The sequence below is a fragment of the Xanthomonas sp. LMG 12461 genome, assembly GCF_009192935.1.
GTDB lineage: Bacteria > Pseudomonadota > Gammaproteobacteria > Xanthomonadales > Xanthomonadaceae > Xanthomonas_A > Xanthomonas_A sontii.
Window position 1 is genome coordinate 105,104 of the sequence record NZ_NQYT01000060.1, and the last position, 15,600, is coordinate 120,703.

Consider the following 15,600-nt stretch of genomic DNA (forward strand, 5'->3'; position numbering starts at 1 on the left):
TCGAGATCTTAGGCACCCGATGCGCTGCTCTTGCCGTTCCCATTCCCCATTCCCCATTCCCGTTTCCCCATTCCCGGCCTCACCCATGCCCACCCTGCTGATCGCCGACGACCATCCCCTGTTCCGCGAGGCGCTGCGTGGGGCGGTGCAGCGGGTGATGCCCGGGGTGCAGTTGTACGAGGCCGACAGCGTCGAGGCGTTGTACGCGCTGGCCGATCGCCATGCCGATGCCGATCTGCTGCTGATGGATCTCAACATGCCCGGCGCGCAAGGCTTCAGCGCGCTGGTGCACATGCGCGCGCTGCATCCGCAGTTGCCGGTGGTGGTGGTGTCCGCGCGCGAGGAGCCGACGGTGATGCGGCGCGCGCTGGACCACGGCGCGTTCGGCTTCATTCCCAAGTCGGCCGACTCGGACACCATCGGCCTGGCGCTGGGCACGGTGCTGGACGGCGAGCACTGGGCGCCGCCGGAAGCGCACAACGTGCCGCCCACCGACCGCGCCGAACGCGAGGTCGGGCAGCGCCTACGCGAACTGACGCCGCAGCAGTTCCGGGTGCTGCAGATGCTCGGCGCCGGCAGCCTCAACAAGCAGATCGCCTACGACCTGGGCGTGTCCGAAGCCACCATCAAGGCGCACGTCACCGCGATCCTGCGCAAGCTCGGCGTCACCAACCGCACCCAGGCGGTGCTGCTGGCCGGCAAGCTGGCCATCGACAGCGACGCCATCGTGCTGCCGCCGGAAGAGGACTGAGCCGCGGCGACGCCTGGCGAAGGCGCAAGCGGTGCGGATGCGGCGCGTGCGCGCACGTTGGCCTTGCGCACGCGGCACGCTGGGCGCCTCCTTGTGGGAGGGACTTCAGTCCCGACGCACTGACCATTGACCGCCAGTCGCTCCCTTCGGCGCGGCGCAGGCTGCCCCACACAGCGGCGATGCATAGGTTGCTGCATGCGGGAACTGAGGACACGTCCGTGGCGCTGCCCTGAAGTGGCGCACACATTCGCACCTCGCGCTCTATGGCTGAGTGCCACAGCGAAAGCCACATGCACAGGGAGTGGGCATCCTCGACCTATCACGCACACACGCGTGCCATACCGCCGCAGAGCCACCGCCGATATAGCCGCAGCTATCAAGATAAGCTGCAGGTTCGCGTGCGTTCCAGGGATGTTCGCCGCAGTTGGGCGCTGTTAGACTGCGCGTCCCCTTGGGGAGTAGCCTGCTGTCCGCCCTGCGCGGACAGCGCCCGTATCAACAGACTCGGCCGATGCGCCGTGGTACGGGCAGCCAGTTCGGTTGGCGAGACCAGCGGCGAGTGCGCAAGGCGAAGGCCGGGCGCGCGCGCTCGTCGTTGTCGCCTGTCCCGGTACGGTCCCCCATGTCGTTTCTTTCGATTCTCCTGCTCGGCATCGCGATGTCGACCGACGCCTTCGCCGCCGCGGTCGGCAAGGGCGCGGCGATGCAACGCCCGCGCTGGGCCGACGCGCTGCGTGCCGGCCTGATCTTCGGCTGCATCGAGGCACTGACCCCGGCACTGGGCTGGGTGCTCGGCCAGGCCGCGTCCAAGTACGTGGTCGCCTTCGACCACTGGATCGCCTTCGGCCTGCTCGGCGCACTGGGCGTGCACATGATCGTCGCCGGCCTCAAGCCGGAGTCCGACACGCCCGAGGAGGCTGCGCCCAAGCGCCACGGCTTCTGGAATCTGGCAGCCACCGGCTTCGCCACCAGCATCGACGCGATGGCGGTGGGCGTCGGCCTGGCCTTCCTCGACGTGAACATCGTCGAGGTCGCGGCGATCATCGGCCTGTGCACGCTGACCATGGTCACCCTGGGCATCATGCTCGGCCGCGCGCTCGGCGCGCTCGCCGGCAAGCGGGCGGAGATCGTCGGCGGCGCCCTGCTGATCGCGATCGGCAGCACCATCCTGTTCGAGCATCTGCATGGCGCAGGTTGATCGACGTGGTGCCGGTGCAGCCGGGATTGGGGATTCGGGATTGGGGATGTGCGGCGACGGTGCGTGTCCGTCCCGCACTGCCGGCGCCTTGGGTCAGGCCGGCTTGGCGGTGAATTCGAAATAGGTGGACAGGATGTGCTTGTCGCCGCTGCGCGGCGACAGCCGACCGCCAGTGCAATGGCATTGCGCCGCGCCCCCCATGGAATTGGGTGGCGCGGCGCAATCAACATTCATCAGTTCTGCGGGAAGAATCCATAAATCGTCGTTACGCCACCAGAATCCGAGAAGCTTTCGACGAAGCTGGCAACATCGCCTTTCATTGACGCTTCCGCCTGCGCCCTCGCAGGAACGGCTCTTACATCTGAATCCCGCTCGACACCCCCATCGATCAAGTCATTGAAAGAGGTGACCGGAAGATTCTTGATCGTGTAGTAGTGGTCGACAAGGAGATAGCCACCAGGTGTCTGCGTGTACTTCTCGATCTGGACTTGATTGCCGACCTTGACCGGCCCCCAACCGTTACTGCTTGCTGCGGATGCGTAGGCACTAAGCGCGATCTTCACGTAGCCCAGCACGGCGTCCGTATTTTTCGCCACAGCGCAGTCGGCGCATTGAATGAAGATTTCATCGACCCTGTCGGTGACGACGGTGGCGCTTGCGCCGAACGATGCGGCGGACAGAACTACTCCCAACAGACCATATGCAAATTTCATGAGCTAAATCCTTGCCGTTGAAATTAAAGAAAGTACCTAGGAAATCTCCACAAGCAAAAAGCAGACAACAAAACACCACACCTGGAATCGGCGCCCCATGAAGGGGCGCCAACGCCATTTCCCTTACAACAAACCCTTACGCATTAGAACTTGTACGTAGCACGCATCCAGTAGTAGCGGCCGAGCGTGTCGTAGGTGCTCACGTCGGTGTTCGCGTTCAACACGTTGTTCTGGTACATCATCGGCGGCTGCTTGTTGGTCAGGTTGTCCACGCCCAGATCCAGGCGCAGGTTGGCCCCGGCCATGTCGTAGCCCACCTGCAGCGCGTGGTACATGTAGCTGCCGTAGTTCAGCACCACACCCTTGTCATGCCCGTCGGCGGACATGTTCTGGCTCAGGTCGCCGCTGCCGACCTGCATCTTGCCGACCCAGCGGGTGGTCCAGCTCGCATCCCAGTTGCCCAGCTTCCAGCCGAACAGCGCATGCGCGCGCCAATGCGCGTAGTTGCCATAGGACGAGTTGTAGCGCCCGGCCATGTGCACCACCGTGTCTCCGGTGTCGATGTCGTAGCGGTGCAGGTAGGTGCTGTCCACGGTCACGGTGAACTTGCCGTAGTCGGTAGCGGGCAGCGCGTAGCTCGCGCCGAGGTCGATGCCCTGGGTGTTGAGCTTGCCGATGTTGACCACCGGCGTCTGGATGTGGTCGATGTTGCCGGCGCTTGGGGTGCCGGCGGCGTAGCGGTGGAGGTAGCTGCAGTACGGGCTGTTGTCATCGTTGTAGCAGAGGTCGGCTACGGTCTGCGCGGAGATCGGCTGGATCAGGTCGTCGAGCTTGACCTTCCACCAGTCGAGGTTGAGCGACAGGCCCGGTACGTACTCGGGGCTGTACACCAGGCCGTAGTCGAACGAGGTGCCCTTCTCCGGCTTGAGCTGGTAGCCCACGTAGGTGGCGCCGGACTTGATCGCGTTGGTCTGCGACAGGCCTGTGCCGCTCCAGCCGGCCGGCACACCGGCGCAGGCAGTGGCGTGGCCGCTGCCGCTGTAGCCGACGCAGGGGTCGATGAAGTTCGGCGCGTCGGCGGTCGGGCCCTGGTAGATGTCGGTGATGGTCGGCGCGCGGAACACCTGCGCCGCCGTGCCGCGCACCAGCAGGTCGTGGATCGGCCGCCACTCCACCTGGAACGAGGCGCTGTTATTGCCCGAGCGCACGCTGCTGTAGTCGGAGTAGCGGTCGCTCAGGGTCAGGTTGAGCGCGCCGATCGGCGAGGACTGCTCCAGCACCGGCATGAACAACTGCGCGTAAGCCTCCTTGACGTTGAAGCTGCCGCTCAGCGGCGAGGAACAGGCTTCGGAAGAGACCGCACAGGTGTTGTCGCTGTTGATCAGCGCATTCGCCGACACCGTGGAGTTCAGGCTCTCCTTGCGGTACAGCGCGCCCACTGCCAGCTGCGCGGCACCGGCCGGCATCTCCCACAGGCTGCCGTTGGCGCTGGCTTCCCACTGCCGCATGATGGTGGTGGTTTCCTGGCGCGGAATCGATTCGTTGCTGTTCAGCCAGGCGACCGTGGCCGGGCTGCCCTGATCCAGGATGTTGACCTGCCCACTGTTGATCGCGTTCTGCAACGCGGCGTAATCGACGTAGCCGTGGCTCCAGTTGCGCTGGCGGTAGTGGCCGTAGTTGAAGTTGGCGTCCCACACCCAGCTACTGTCGCCGATGCCGCCCTTCAGGCCGATCACATCCTGATCGGTGGCCGTGTCGTAGAAGCCTTCGCGCTGGCCGAGCGAGGTGAAGCGCGTCTGATACTCGTAGCCGTTGGGGCCGAACTCCACGCCGAACGGGTTGTACGGATTGTTGGCGGCGACGGTGATGCCGTCGTTCTGCGCGTCGAGCGGCAGCGGCGCGATCGCGAAGTTGGACATGGTGTGGTTGTGGTAGGCGTTGACGTACGCCTGCATCGAGTCGGTGATGTTGAAGCTGCCGAGCACGAAGCCACCGACGCGCTGTTGCGGCGTCAGCAGCAGGTTCTGCGCCTCGTAGTTGTACGAATCGGCCGAGGAGCTGTAGCACTTGTAGCCGCCGTTGCCGTTGCCGGTCAGCGCGCCGTCGGGCTTGCAACCGTTGGCCGCCAGGGTCGCCGCCGGCAGCTTGTAGTAGCCGGTCGGGGTCCGTGCCGAACCGCCCTTGTAGACGCTGCCGCTGGACAGGTACATCGCGTACTTGGAGAACGCGCGGTTGGCGGTGGAGACGTCCTTCTGCTTGTTGTAGTCCAGGCCGACCACGACGTTGCCGCGGTCCCAGGTCTTGCCGAAGGTGAAGCTGCCGCCCTGGCGCGCGCCGTCGCCGCGGCTGGTCTGGCCGTAGTTGGCCGAGACTTCACCGCCTTCGAAGTTCTTGCGCAGGATGAAGTTGACCACGCCGCCGATGGCGTCGGAGCCGTACATCGCCGAGGCGCCGACCTTCAGCACTTCGACGTGGTCGATCATGTTGGCCGGGATCGAGTTGACGTCGTTGTTCTGGATGCGGTGGCCGTCGATCAGGATCAGCGTGCGCTCGTCGCCGAGGCCGCGCAGCGAGATGGTCGAGGCGCCGTCGCCGCCGCCGTTGTTGACCTGCGGGTTGGTCGCGGCGCCGGCGATTCCGGGCAGCGCCTGCAGCAGATCGCCCAGGGTCTGCTTGCCGCTCTGCTGAATCTGCTGGCGATCGACCACGGCGACCGGGCTGGCGGTCTCCACATCCACGCGGCGCACCAGCGAACCGGTGACGGTGAGCTTGTCCAGGGTCACCGGCGCGTCGCCGGACGCGGACGCCGCCGGCGTGGCGCTCTGCGCATAGAGCGTGGCGGGAAGCGTCGCCATGGCCAGGCAAACGGCGTGAGCGAGTCTGTTCTTTGCTACGGACATCGGGAAGACCTCATGTGATGTGCGACAAGCGCCGGCTGCACGCAGGCGCGAACCATCCCGGGCGCGGAAACGCGCGGCGGGTGAAATGGATGCCTCGGGCCAGCGGTCCATTACAGGACCGTCAGGCACTTGTTAGTTTTTTATAAGAAGGGTGTTGTTTCGGTGTGCCAACGTGCGCCAGCCCCTGACAAAAACACCGCTTCAAGCGCGGTACAGCGCACGCTGCGTTGTTGCCGTTCAACCAGCAGACGGGAACGGTTCAGACAACACGCAACGCTCAGTCGACGCGGTAGTCCCAGCGTCGCAGGAACGGCTGCAGCACCGGCAGCACCGGCGCGAACGCATCGCGATAGGCGTGCCAGCGGTCCAGGGCCTTGCGGTTGATGCCCTCCACCACCTGCGCGTAGCTGGGCGTGCTGATGAAGCCCTTGGCCCGCGCGTGGCGCTGGAAGTCGAGCAGCCGCTCCGGCTGCTGCAGCTGCAGGAACTGCCCCAGACGCGCCACCTGCGCCTGCGGATCGGCCACCAGGTCCTCGTAACGCAACTCCAGCGTGCGTGGCTGCAGCAGGGCGGCGTGGTAGAGCCAGAACTCCATCGCGTCGGCATAGCCGCGCGCCAGCCGCGGCAGGCTGGCACACAGCAGGGCGAATGCCGGCGAGCGGAACGCCTGCATGTAGCAGCTCAGCAGCACGTCGCAGGGATGGCGCAGCGCCAGGATCACCGGCGCCTCCGGGAACAGGCGCCGGATCAGCGGCAGGCGCAGCAGGTTCAACGGGTTCTTGTCGACCAGGCGCTGGCCCGGCTGCAGCTGCACCACCCCGCGCACCGCCTGCCAGTACTCGGCACGCAGCGCGTCACAGGCGGCATCGTCGAGCTCGCCCAGGCCATCCGGCCAGGCCACGCCGCGCGCCTCCAGGCGGTCGGCCAGTCCCTGCAGGAACGGCCGCTCGTCCATCGCCACCAACTGCGGGTGGGCGTCGAGCATCTGTTCCAGCAAGGTGGTGCCCGAGCGCGGGAAGCCGACCACGAAGATCGGCGAGTCGGCCATGGCCGGCGCGGTCACCGGCCGCGCCGCGGCATGGCGTGCCGGATCCCAGCGGGCCTGCGCGACCGGCAACGGCGGTGCGTCCGCCGCCGCCAGCTCCGGTACCAGCGCGGCCAGGCCCTCGACCTGGCCGGCATGGCCCTGCGCGCAGGCATGCAGCGCTTCGTCGTGAAGGCCGAGGCGGTCGCAGACCCGCGCCAGGGCGAAGAACAGGTTGCTCTGTTTGCGCCGGTCGACCGCACTGCCATCGGCCAACAGCCCGCGCAGCAGCGCATGCGCCTGCTGCCAGTGGCCCTCGCGCATGGCCAGCACCGCCAGCGCATTGCTGGCGTCCTGGCGCACGTCCGGGTCGTCGATGCGTTCCGGCGGCGGCAGCTGCGCGGCGGCCTCGCGCGCCTGCGGCAGGCGGTTGGCGCGCTCGAGCACCAGCACCAGCCGCGACCAGGCGCGCGCTGGTTGCGCCATCGGCCCCTCGGCGCAGGCGCGCAGCAGGCCGCAGGCGGTGTCGGTCTCGCCGCCCTGCGACAGCAGCCAGGCCAGTTCCACAGTGGTGTCCGGATCCAGCGGCGGCCACTGCCGCCAGTCGGCGATCAGCGCCTGCACGCGCTGGAAGTCGCCGCACTCATGGCAGGCCATCGCCGCGTGCACGCACAGCGGCGGCGCCTGCGGCGCCAGCGCGTGGGCATCGAGCAGGTGTTCGCGGGCCGCGGCGTAATCGCCGGCGTCCATCGCCAGCAGGCCGAGGTTGTGGTGCGGCAGCGGATCGTCCGGCGCCAGCGCGCGGGCGCGCAGATAGGCCTCGGCGGCCGGGCCGGGTTCGCCGGCTTCGCGCAGCGCCGTGCCCAGGTTGTTCCAGTGCGCCACCTCGTGCGGCTCGCGCTCGGCCAGCGTGCGGTACACGGCGGCGGCCGGCGCCGGCTGGCCCTGCATCTGCAGGCTCATCGCCAGCAGACTGCTGGCCAGGACATCGTCGGGGCGCTGCCGCAGGTAGGCGCGGGCACCGCGTTCGAGGGTCTGCGCCTGGCCGGCCTCCAGCGCCGCCAGCAGGTCCGGGAGCGGGGGGATCGCGGTGTCGTCCAGGGAGGTCATGCGCAGGCGGGTCGTGGGCGGCCCTCCACCTTAGCCGCCCGCCCGCGCCGTGCGCCACGCCGGTCGCGCCGACGGCTGCCACACAACCCATACATTGCTGTTACGAAGGCGCGCGACCGCTCCTAGATCGGATCGTGGTAGGCGGTGAGGAAGGCGCGCAGCGAGGCCGGCTTGACCGGCTTGGTCAGCAGCCGGTAGCCGCGCTCGCGGGCCTGCAGCTTCAGTTCGTCGCGGCCGTCGGCGGTGAGCAGCGCGCCGGCCACCGGTCCGGGCATCGCCGCGCGCAGCGCATCCAGGGTCTCCAGGCCGTCGAGCCGGTCGTGCAGGTGGTAATCGACCAGCATCACCTGCGGTGCGCACGCGGCCTGCGCCAGCGCCTCGTCGACGGTGCTGGCGCAGATCACCTCCACCTGCCAACGGCCGAGCAGCGCGCGCATGCCGTCGAGGATTTCCTGATCGTTGTCCACGCACAGCACGCGCAGCCCGGCCAGCGAATCGGCCGCGGCCGCTGCGCGTGGCGCGCGTTGCAGCGCCTGCGGCGGTGGCGCCGCCCGCGGCACGGTGATGGAGAACATGCTGCCGTGGCCGACGCGGCTGCGCGCATCCAGGTCGTGGCCGAGCAGGCGCGAGATGCGCTGGCAGATCGACAGGCCCAGGCCCAGCCCCTGCTCGCCCCAGTCGAACGGCTGCTGGTAGCGCTGGAACTCGTCGAAGATCTGCTGCATGTGGTGCGGCGGAATGCCGGGGCCGGTGTCCCAGACCTGCAGTTCCAGCGCCGCGCCGCGGCGGCGCATGCCCAGCACGATGCGGCCCTGGCGGGTGTAGCGCAGCGCGTTGGCGAGGAAGTTCTGCAGCACCCGGCGCAGCAGCCGGCGATCGCTGCGCACCCACAGCGGCCGCGCGTACACGTGCAGGCGCAGGCCGCGGCCGGCGGCGATCGGGCTGTACTGCGCGGCCAATTCGCGCAGCAGCAGGCCGGCATCGACGTCCTCGATGGTCGGGCGCAGGCCGCCGGCATCCAGCCGCGACACGTCGAGCAGGCCGTCGAGTAGTTCCTCGGCCGCGCGCAGCGAGGCGTCCACGCGCTCGGCCAGATGCCGCTGCTCCTCGTTCTGGTGCGCATCGCGCAGGGCCGAGGCGAACAGGCGTGCGGCGTTGAGCGGCTGCAGCACGTCGTGGCTGATCGCGGCCAGGAAGCGGGTCTTGGACTGCTGCGCCAGTTCGGCCTCGCGCGAGCGCTCGGCCACGCGCTGCTCCAGAGTCTCGTTGGCTTCGAGCAGCGCCTGCTCGGCGCGCTTGTAGTCGGTGATGTCGTTGTAGCTGGTGACGTAGCCGCCGCCGGGCAGCGGCTGGCCGCGCATCTCGATCACCTTGCCGTCGCTGCGGGTGCGTTCGAACACGTGCGGGGTGCCGGCGCGCATGTGCGCGATGCGGCGGGCGATCTGGTCCTCCACCTGGCCGCCGCCGAGTTCGCCGCGCTCGGCGTTGTAGCGGATCAGGTCGGCGACCGGGCGGCCGACGTAGAGCATGCCGTCGGGATAGCCGAACATCTGCTGGTAGCGGCGATTCCACGCGGTCAGGCGCATCGCCGGGTCGACCACGCTGACCCCGGCGCTGATGTTCTCCAGCGTGGTGGAGAGGATCTCGCGGTTGAAGCGCAGTTCCTGCCCGGCCTCGTCGAGCACCGCCACCACCTCGCCCAGGTCCATGCCCGAGCCGCGCAGCAGGCTGGTCAGGACCAGACGCGCGGAGGCCGCACCGATCGAAGCGGCGAGCAGGCGCTCGGTGAACTGCACCCAGACGCGGTCGGCCACCGCGGTGGGCTGCGGCTCGCGGCCGAGCAGTTGCGCCTGCTCGGCGAAGGCGCGGCGGGCGTGGCGCTCGCCGACCATGCGCTCGGCCAGCGCCTGCAGATCCACCACGCGCACCTGCCCGAGCCAGTCGCCGGCCACCGCCGGGCGCTGCGAGTACGGCTCCAGGAACGGCGCGGCGCGCAGGCGCTCGTCCAGGCCCGGGCGCCAGCGCGCCGACACCAGCATCATCGTGCCGACGTTGACCAGCAGCGACCAGAACGTGCCGTGCGCCAGCGGGTCCCAGCCGCTCATGCCGAACAGCTGCTGCGGGCGCAGCCAGGAGATGCCGAACGGCCCGTCCAGCAGCCACGCCGGCGCCAGCCAGCCGGCCTGGGTCAGCGCCGGCAGCAGCAGGGTGTAGATCCAGGTGGCGAAGCCCAGCACCATGCCGGTCTCCACGCCCTTGCGGCTGGCGCCGCGCCAGTACAGGCCGCCGATCACGCCCGGCGCGAACTGCGCCACCGCGGCGAAGGCCATCAGGCCGTAGGACGCCAGCGTCGTGTCGTTGCTGCTGCTGCGGTAATAGCCGTAGGCGATCAGCGCCAGCAGCAGGATCGCCAGGCGGCGGATCCACAGCACCTTCGAGGCCACGTCGGCACCGGCCGCCTGGTGCCCGCGGCGCCGCAGCAGCACCGGCATCACCAGGTCGTTGCTGATCATCGTCGCCAGCGCGATGCTGGAGACGATGACCATGCCGGTGGCGGCGGAGAACCCGCCCACGTAGGCGACCAGCGCCAGCGCGGTGCGGCTTTCGGCCAGCGGCAGCGCCAGCACGATGCTGTCGTCGGCCACGTCGCCGCCGCCGAACAGCGCGATGCCGGCGGCGGCGATCGGCACCACCATCGCCGAAATCAGCACCAGGTACAGGCCGAACAGCCAGCGCGCCTTGCGGATGTCGCCGACGTCGCTGCACTCCACCACCGCCACATGGAACTGCCGCGGCAGGCACACCAGCGCCAGGAAGCTGAGCAGGGTCTGCGAGATGAAGCCCACCGGCGGGGTGTTCTGGAACAGCGTGCGTGCCGACGCCATCACCTGGCCGCCGTCGCGTGCAGACAGCCACACGTAGGCGAACACGCCCACCGCCACCATCGCCAGCAGCTTCACCACCGACTCCAGCGCGATCGCCAGCATCATGCCGTGGTGGTGCTCGGTGGCATCGACCTGGCGGGTGCCGAACAGCGTGGCGAACAGCGCCATGCCCAAGGCCACGTACAGCGCCGGATCGGCATAGAACGGCGCACCGGCGCTGGACTGGCCGCTGAGCACCTGCAGGCTCATCGCCACCGCCTTGTACTGCAGCGCCAGGTACGGCACCACGCCGACCAGCGCGATCACCGCCACCAGCGCGGCCAAGCGCCGCGAGCGGCCGTAGCGCGAGGAAATGAAATCGGCGATGGACACGGTGTTCTCGCTGCGCGCGATCAGCGCCAGGCGCTCGACGATGCGCCAGCCGAACAGCAGCATCAGCAGCGGGCCCAGGTAGATCGGCAGGTAGCCGGCGCCGTTGCGCACCGCGCTGCCGACCGCGCCGTAGAACGTCCACGACGAGCAGTACACGGCCAGCGCCAGGCTGTACACCGCCGGACGCAGCCACGGCCGCTCCGGGTACAGCGGACGGCGATCGCCCCACCACGCCACCGCAAACAGCAGCGCCGCATAGCCGACCGACACCAGCAGCAGGATCCAACTGGAAACCAAAGGCTAGCCCCCATGACGATGCGTGCAGTCTAGAGGGTGCGATGCGTTTCCGCGTAGCCGGGAGTTCGGCTCGCTGCGTCTCGCTTGGGCTGCGTGTGCACCGGGTTGGGCGCCGCGAGGCAGGTGAGGCGGCTGCGCCTACACGCAAGCGCTCCCCCCAACGGCGAGCACGGCGCTTCTCGCCTCTTTTCCTGCGCCCCCTTTGCACGCAGCCCAGTTAAGCAGAATCACCGCTCGGTAGCGGTGCGGCATCCAATGTCCGCGGCAGACGCAGGCATGCCGCTGGCTCTGCTTCTGCTTCTGCTTCTGCTGTTGATTTGTAGGGCACTTTTAGCGCTGCAGCCACGGCAAGGCAGAGCTTTCGCCTTGCGGCGAGTTACTTTTCTTTGCTTGTGCAAAGAAAAGTAACCAAAAGAAAGCACACCCTGCCTCGCGCCCTCCGCGCTAACGCGCTCCGGGTCCGCGTCCAGCCCGGGGATCCGCGGAAGGGGCATCCTGCCCCTGCCGCGGACGGCGCACATCCATGTGCGCCGCCCCTTCGGGGTTTTTCCCCACGCTGGCCGCCGCTTCGGAAGGGAACCCGATAAGGCAAAGGCAACAACCAAAGCAACCGCACCAGCAAGGGCAATCCAACCTGCAACCAGCCACAGCAGCCCCACCGGCGCTCGGGCTAAGATGCGCGCGGTGACCACCTGCGCCCGCTCCCGCTGATGTCCGGCATCCCGGCCGCCGTGCCGACGCCCCCGCCGTCGCTGCAACAGCAGACGCAGCGCCTGCTTGCGCAGGTGCAGCAGGCGCAGTCGCGCCAGGCGCAGGCCGATGCGGATATCGAGCGGCATCTGCCGGCGGTGGAGCAGGCCGTGGCCGCGATCCGGCGCCGGTTCGCTGCGCACGCCAGGATCGCGGCGCGGGCGGCGGTACGGCGCGAGCGCCGCCGCGCCTGGGGACCGGCGCTGCTGCTGCGGCCGCTGCTGCCGGATTGGCGCTGGCGCGCGGCCTTGATCGGCATGCTGGTGCTGGTCCTGCCGTGGACCAGCGCACACTGGCTGGGCGAGACGCGCAGCTTCCTCGTCTGGTGGCGCCAGGTCGGCCTGCACGGCGATGGCGGCCTGCTGCTGCAAAGCCTGCTGCCCTCGTTGCTGGCGTACGGTCTGCTGGTCGTCGCCGGTGCGCAGTTGCTGGCCTGGCACCACAGCCATGCCGAACGGCGCGCACTGCAGGCGTTCGCACGCCTGCCGCTGGCGCTGGTGCAGGTGGCCGATGCTGGGTCGCGCGATGCGGGGACGACGTATCCGGTGACCCGCGCGCCATGGCCGCAGCGCGCCCTGCACGGGCGCTGGTCCATTCCCGCCACGCAGGGCGACCTGTCCGCTGCGCGGCTGCTGGCCTTGCACGACGGCAGCGAGGACCCGCGCCTGCAGGCGCTGATCGTGCTGCCCGATGCCCGCCATGCAGCGGCCCTGATCCTCCTCGACGTCGATCTGGCCGCCGACGCTGCGCCGTCGCTGCAATCGCTGGCGCTGGCACTGGCCGAAGACGCCGCCGTCGATGTCGCACCGATCGCCGCGCTGCACGACCACGTGCAGGCCTGGGAAGCCGCGCGCGGCCAGCAACGCGCGCTGCAGCAGCGGCTGCAGAGCCTGGATGCGGTGCAACGGCACTGGGCCGACGTCGCGCTGCCCGACGCCACGCTCGACCAGATCCTGAAACTGGTGGACCTGTTCGTGTCCGGGCGCCAGCCGGCGCCGAAGGGCATGCTCCTGCACGGGCCGCCGGGCACCGGCAAGACACTGATCGCGCGCAAGCTCGCGCGCCACGCCGGCTGCCATTTCGAGGCGCTGGGCGTGGCCGACCTGAAGGCCGCGCACGTCGGCCACACCGGCCCCAAGGTGCAGGCGATCTGGCAGCGCTGCCGCGAGCACGCGCCGGCGATCCTGTTCATCGACGAATGCGAAAGCGTGTTCGCACGCCGCGGCGGCGCCGACAGCGACAGCTTCGGCGCCGAACTGGTGCAGACGTTCCTGGGCGAATGGGACGGCTTCCATGCCGCGCACGGCCAGGTGCTGGTGATCGGCGCGACCAACCGCCCGGCGCTGCTGGACGACGCGATCCTGTCGCGCTTCACCGCCAGCATCGCCATCGGCCTGCCCGACGCCGCGGCGCGCGCGCGCATCCTCGGCGCCGAACTGCGACGGGCCGGTTTCGCGCTGGAGCCGGACGCGCAGGTGATCGCCGACAGTAGCGGCCTCTCGGGCCGCGACCTGCACACGCTGGTCGCGCGCGTCGCAGCCGAGTGCGTCGACGGCACGCTGGACAACGCCACCCTGCTCGCGCACCTGCGCGCCCTGCGCGGCAAAGGTTCCACCGCCGTCGCCATGCTCGGCTGGGACGACATCGTGCTGCCGGCGGCCACCGTCGAGGAGTTCGTCGGCCTGGGCAAGGAATTGCGCAATGCCGAGACCCTGGCCTCGCTCGGCGTGCCGGTGCCGCGCGGGATCCTGATGGTCGGCCCGCCAGGGACCGGCAAAACCCAGGTCGCGCGGATCCTTGCCAGCCAGTCCGGGCTGGCCTTCATCGCCCTGAGCAGCGCCGACCTCAAGGCCGGCTACCTCGGTCAGTCCGGCCAGCGCGCGCAGGCGGCGTTCGAGCGCGCGCGGGCGCAGGCGCCGTGCATCGTGTTCGTCGACGAACTGGACATCGTCGCGCCGGCACGCGGTGCCGACGGCGACGATGCGTATACCCGCGAGATCGTCGGCCAACTGCTGCAGGAACTGGACGGCGTCGCCAGCCACGCGGGCCAGGTGTTCCTGCTGGCCGCCAGCAACCATGCCGCGGCGATCGACCCGGCATTGCTGTCGCGGCTGGATCGACAGATCGTCATCGCCCTCCCCGATCACGCAGCGCGCGTCGCCATCGTCTCGCGCCTGCTGCGCGGCAAGCCGCTGGACCTCGACGCCGACGCTGCGGCGGCCTGGGTCGCCGAGCGCAGCGAAGGCCACTCCGGCCGCGATCTGCACAACTGGATCAGCCGCGCCATGCGTCGCGCCGTTCGCCGCACCTTGCAACACAGCGACGATGCGTCCAGCACGCGACTGCAGTGGGACGATCTGGTCGAGACGGCGAACGTGACGATGTAAACACCTCGCGGGAAGAGGCAAGCACGGGGTGCGGAACCAGGAGTGCCGGCTGGAGTCCCTATGGGAGGGGCTTCAGCCCCGACGCCAGGATCCACACAGAACCCAGTTGCCACGGCGCACATCTCTACAACAGCGCAAGACCCAGTACAGAAGCGCTGACGTCCACACGACGCCCACGCTGGCATCATGCGGGCGACCCCACGGGACCGCAGCACGTGACTCACACCCCCTCATCCCCGCCGCCACGCGCCGAAGCCATCGTCGTGATGGGCGTGTCCGGCAGCGGCAAGACCAGCGTTGCCCAGGCACTGGCGACCCACTACGGACTCACCTTCCTGGACGCGGACGATTTCCACAGCGCCGCCGCCAAGGCGCAGATGGCGCACGGCATCCCGCTCAGCGACGCGCAGCGCGCGCCATGGGTGGCCACCTTGGCGCAGCGCCTGCGCGCATCGGTCGATGCCGGGCAGAGCGTCGTACTGGCCTTCTCCGGTCTGCGCAAGGCGCACCGGCAGCAGCTACGGGACACCGGCGTGCCGATGCGCTTCGTGTTCCTGCACGCGGCCGCGCATGTCATCGCCGAGCGCCTGGCCGCGCGCCATGGCCACTTCATGCCACCAGCCCTGCTGCAAAGCCAGCTCGACACGCTGGAACTGCCACTGGACGAGGCCGACGTGATCTCGGTGGACGTGGACGCACCGTTCGCCACGGTCGTGGCCGATGCCATCGCGCAACTGGATGCGAGCGCCGCGATCGCCTAGGTGTGCCTTCTCGGCACACCCTCAGCCATGCGCCCGTTTGTGGCGATGGTGACGCAGGTTGCCCGTCGTAGATACCGTCTTCCCCCCTAGCAGGCAAGGCCCCTTTTCGGATCGAACGCCGTGCCCGATTTGAGAACCCCGTAGGCCAGGTGCAGGAGCTTGCGCATGGCGGCGCACACGATCTGCTTGCCGGTTTTGCCGCGTTCGCTCAGCCGCTGTTTCAGCGCCCGGATGATCGGGTTGTGGGTCATGGCCACCAGGGCCGGCATGAACAGGCCCGCGCGCAAGCGGGGCGAGCCGGTGCGCGAGATGCAGACGCGGCCTTTGCGCTCGCCCGACTCCTGCAGGCACGGATTCAGGCCGGCGAAGGCGGTCACCGCCGAGGCATCGGCGAAGCGCCTCACATCGCCAAGCTCGGCCAGCATCATGTTCACGCTCGTTCCGGCTCTGCC

General features: G+C 69.1%; 10 protein-coding genes. 4 read left to right on the forward strand and 6 right to left on the reverse strand.

The window, feature by feature from the left end; translation table 11 throughout:
• Positions 1-85: 85 nt before the first annotated feature.
• The gene (locus CEK68_RS15635; RefSeq protein ID WP_010342764.1) at positions 86-751 is read left to right on the forward strand and encodes a response regulator transcription factor; all 666 of its coding nucleotides are present in this window, start codon (positions 86-88) and stop codon (positions 749-751) included.
• Between the two features lie 622 nt (positions 752-1,373).
• On the forward strand, positions 1,374-1,949 hold the full coding sequence (mntP, locus tag CEK68_RS15640) for a manganese efflux pump MntP (RefSeq protein WP_017908356.1): 576 nt from the start codon (positions 1,374-1,376) through the stop codon (positions 1,947-1,949).
• Between the two features lie 93 nt (positions 1,950-2,042).
• On the opposite strand, the gene CEK68_RS21060 is transcribed toward mntP, so the two are convergent.
• From CEK68_RS21060 to CEK68_RS15660, 5 genes are all read right to left on the reverse strand, one after another.
• Positions 2,043-2,183: a hypothetical protein gene (locus tag CEK68_RS21060; RefSeq protein ID WP_193314223.1), complete on the reverse strand. Its 141-nt coding sequence runs from the start codon at positions 2,181-2,183 to the stop codon at positions 2,043-2,045.
• Positions 2,183-2,662 carry a hypothetical protein gene (locus tag CEK68_RS15645; RefSeq protein WP_152239923.1) on the reverse strand — a complete coding sequence of 160 codons (480 nt, stop codon included), beginning with the start codon at positions 2,660-2,662 and terminating at the stop codon, positions 2,183-2,185. The genes CEK68_RS21060 and CEK68_RS15645 overlap by 1 nt, the downstream gene beginning before the upstream one ends.
• Positions 2,663-2,805: 143 nt before the next feature.
• Entirely contained in the window at positions 2,806-5,517 is a 2,712-nt protein-coding gene (locus CEK68_RS15650; protein ID WP_152239924.1) for a TonB-dependent receptor, read from the reverse strand.
• 322 nt (positions 5,518-5,839) lie between these two features.
• Positions 5,840-7,696, reverse strand: a complete 1,857-nt coding sequence (locus CEK68_RS15655) for a sulfotransferase (RefSeq protein WP_152239925.1) — start codon at positions 7,694-7,696, stop codon at positions 5,840-5,842.
• Positions 7,697-7,818: 122 nt separating this feature from the next.
• Positions 7,819-11,250, reverse strand: a complete 3,432-nt coding sequence (locus tag CEK68_RS15660; protein WP_152239926.1) for a PAS domain-containing hybrid sensor histidine kinase/response regulator — start codon at positions 11,248-11,250, stop codon at positions 7,819-7,821.
• A 710-nt stretch (positions 11,251-11,960) separates the two neighbouring features.
• On the opposite strand from CEK68_RS15660, the gene CEK68_RS15670 reads away from it, so the two are divergent.
• Both CEK68_RS15670 and CEK68_RS15675 read left to right on the forward strand, forming a co-directional pair.
• Positions 11,961-14,387 (forward strand): AAA family ATPase, encoded by a 2,427-nt coding sequence (locus CEK68_RS15670; protein ID WP_152239927.1) that lies wholly within the window; start codon positions 11,961-11,963, stop codon positions 14,385-14,387.
• A gap of 266 nt (positions 14,388-14,653) precedes the next feature.
• Complete coding sequence (locus CEK68_RS15675; RefSeq protein WP_152239938.1) at positions 14,654-15,148, forward strand: gluconokinase; 495 nt, start codon at positions 14,654-14,656, stop codon at positions 15,146-15,148.
• 86 nt (positions 15,149-15,234) lie between these two features.
• Here CEK68_RS15675 and CEK68_RS15680 read toward each other — a convergent pair.
• On the reverse strand, positions 15,235-15,600 hold a 366-nt coding region (locus CEK68_RS15680), incomplete at its 5' end, for a transposase (RefSeq protein WP_152239928.1).

What these genes read in the sequence shown, in the direction of transcription:
- CEK68_RS15645 (WP_152239923.1), bottom strand. Translation starts at nt 2,662, where the DNA reads ATGAAATTTGCATATGGTCTGTTGGGAGTAGTTCTGTCCGCCGCATCG.
- mntP (WP_017908356.1), top strand. Translation starts at nt 1,374, where the DNA reads ATGTCGTTTCTTTCGATTCTCCTGCTCGGCATCGCGATGTCGACCGAC.
- CEK68_RS15675 (WP_152239938.1), top strand. Translation starts at nt 14,654, where the DNA reads ATGGGCGTGTCCGGCAGCGGCAAGACCAGCGTTGCCCAGGCACTGGCG.
- CEK68_RS15655 (WP_152239925.1), bottom strand. Translation starts at nt 7,696, where the DNA reads ATGACCTCCCTGGACGACACCGCGATCCCCCCGCTCCCGGACCTGCTG.
- CEK68_RS21060 (WP_193314223.1), bottom strand. Translation starts at nt 2,183, where the DNA reads ATGAATGTTGATTGCGCCGCGCCACCCAATTCCATGGGGGGCGCGGCG.
- CEK68_RS15670 (WP_152239927.1), top strand. Translation starts at nt 11,961, where the DNA reads ATGTCCGGCATCCCGGCCGCCGTGCCGACGCCCCCGCCGTCGCTGCAA.
- CEK68_RS15650 (WP_152239924.1), bottom strand. Translation starts at nt 5,517, where the DNA reads ATGGCGACGCTTCCCGCCACGCTCTATGCGCAGAGCGCCACGCCGGCG.
- CEK68_RS15635 (WP_010342764.1), top strand. Translation starts at nt 86, where the DNA reads ATGCCCACCCTGCTGATCGCCGACGACCATCCCCTGTTCCGCGAGGCG.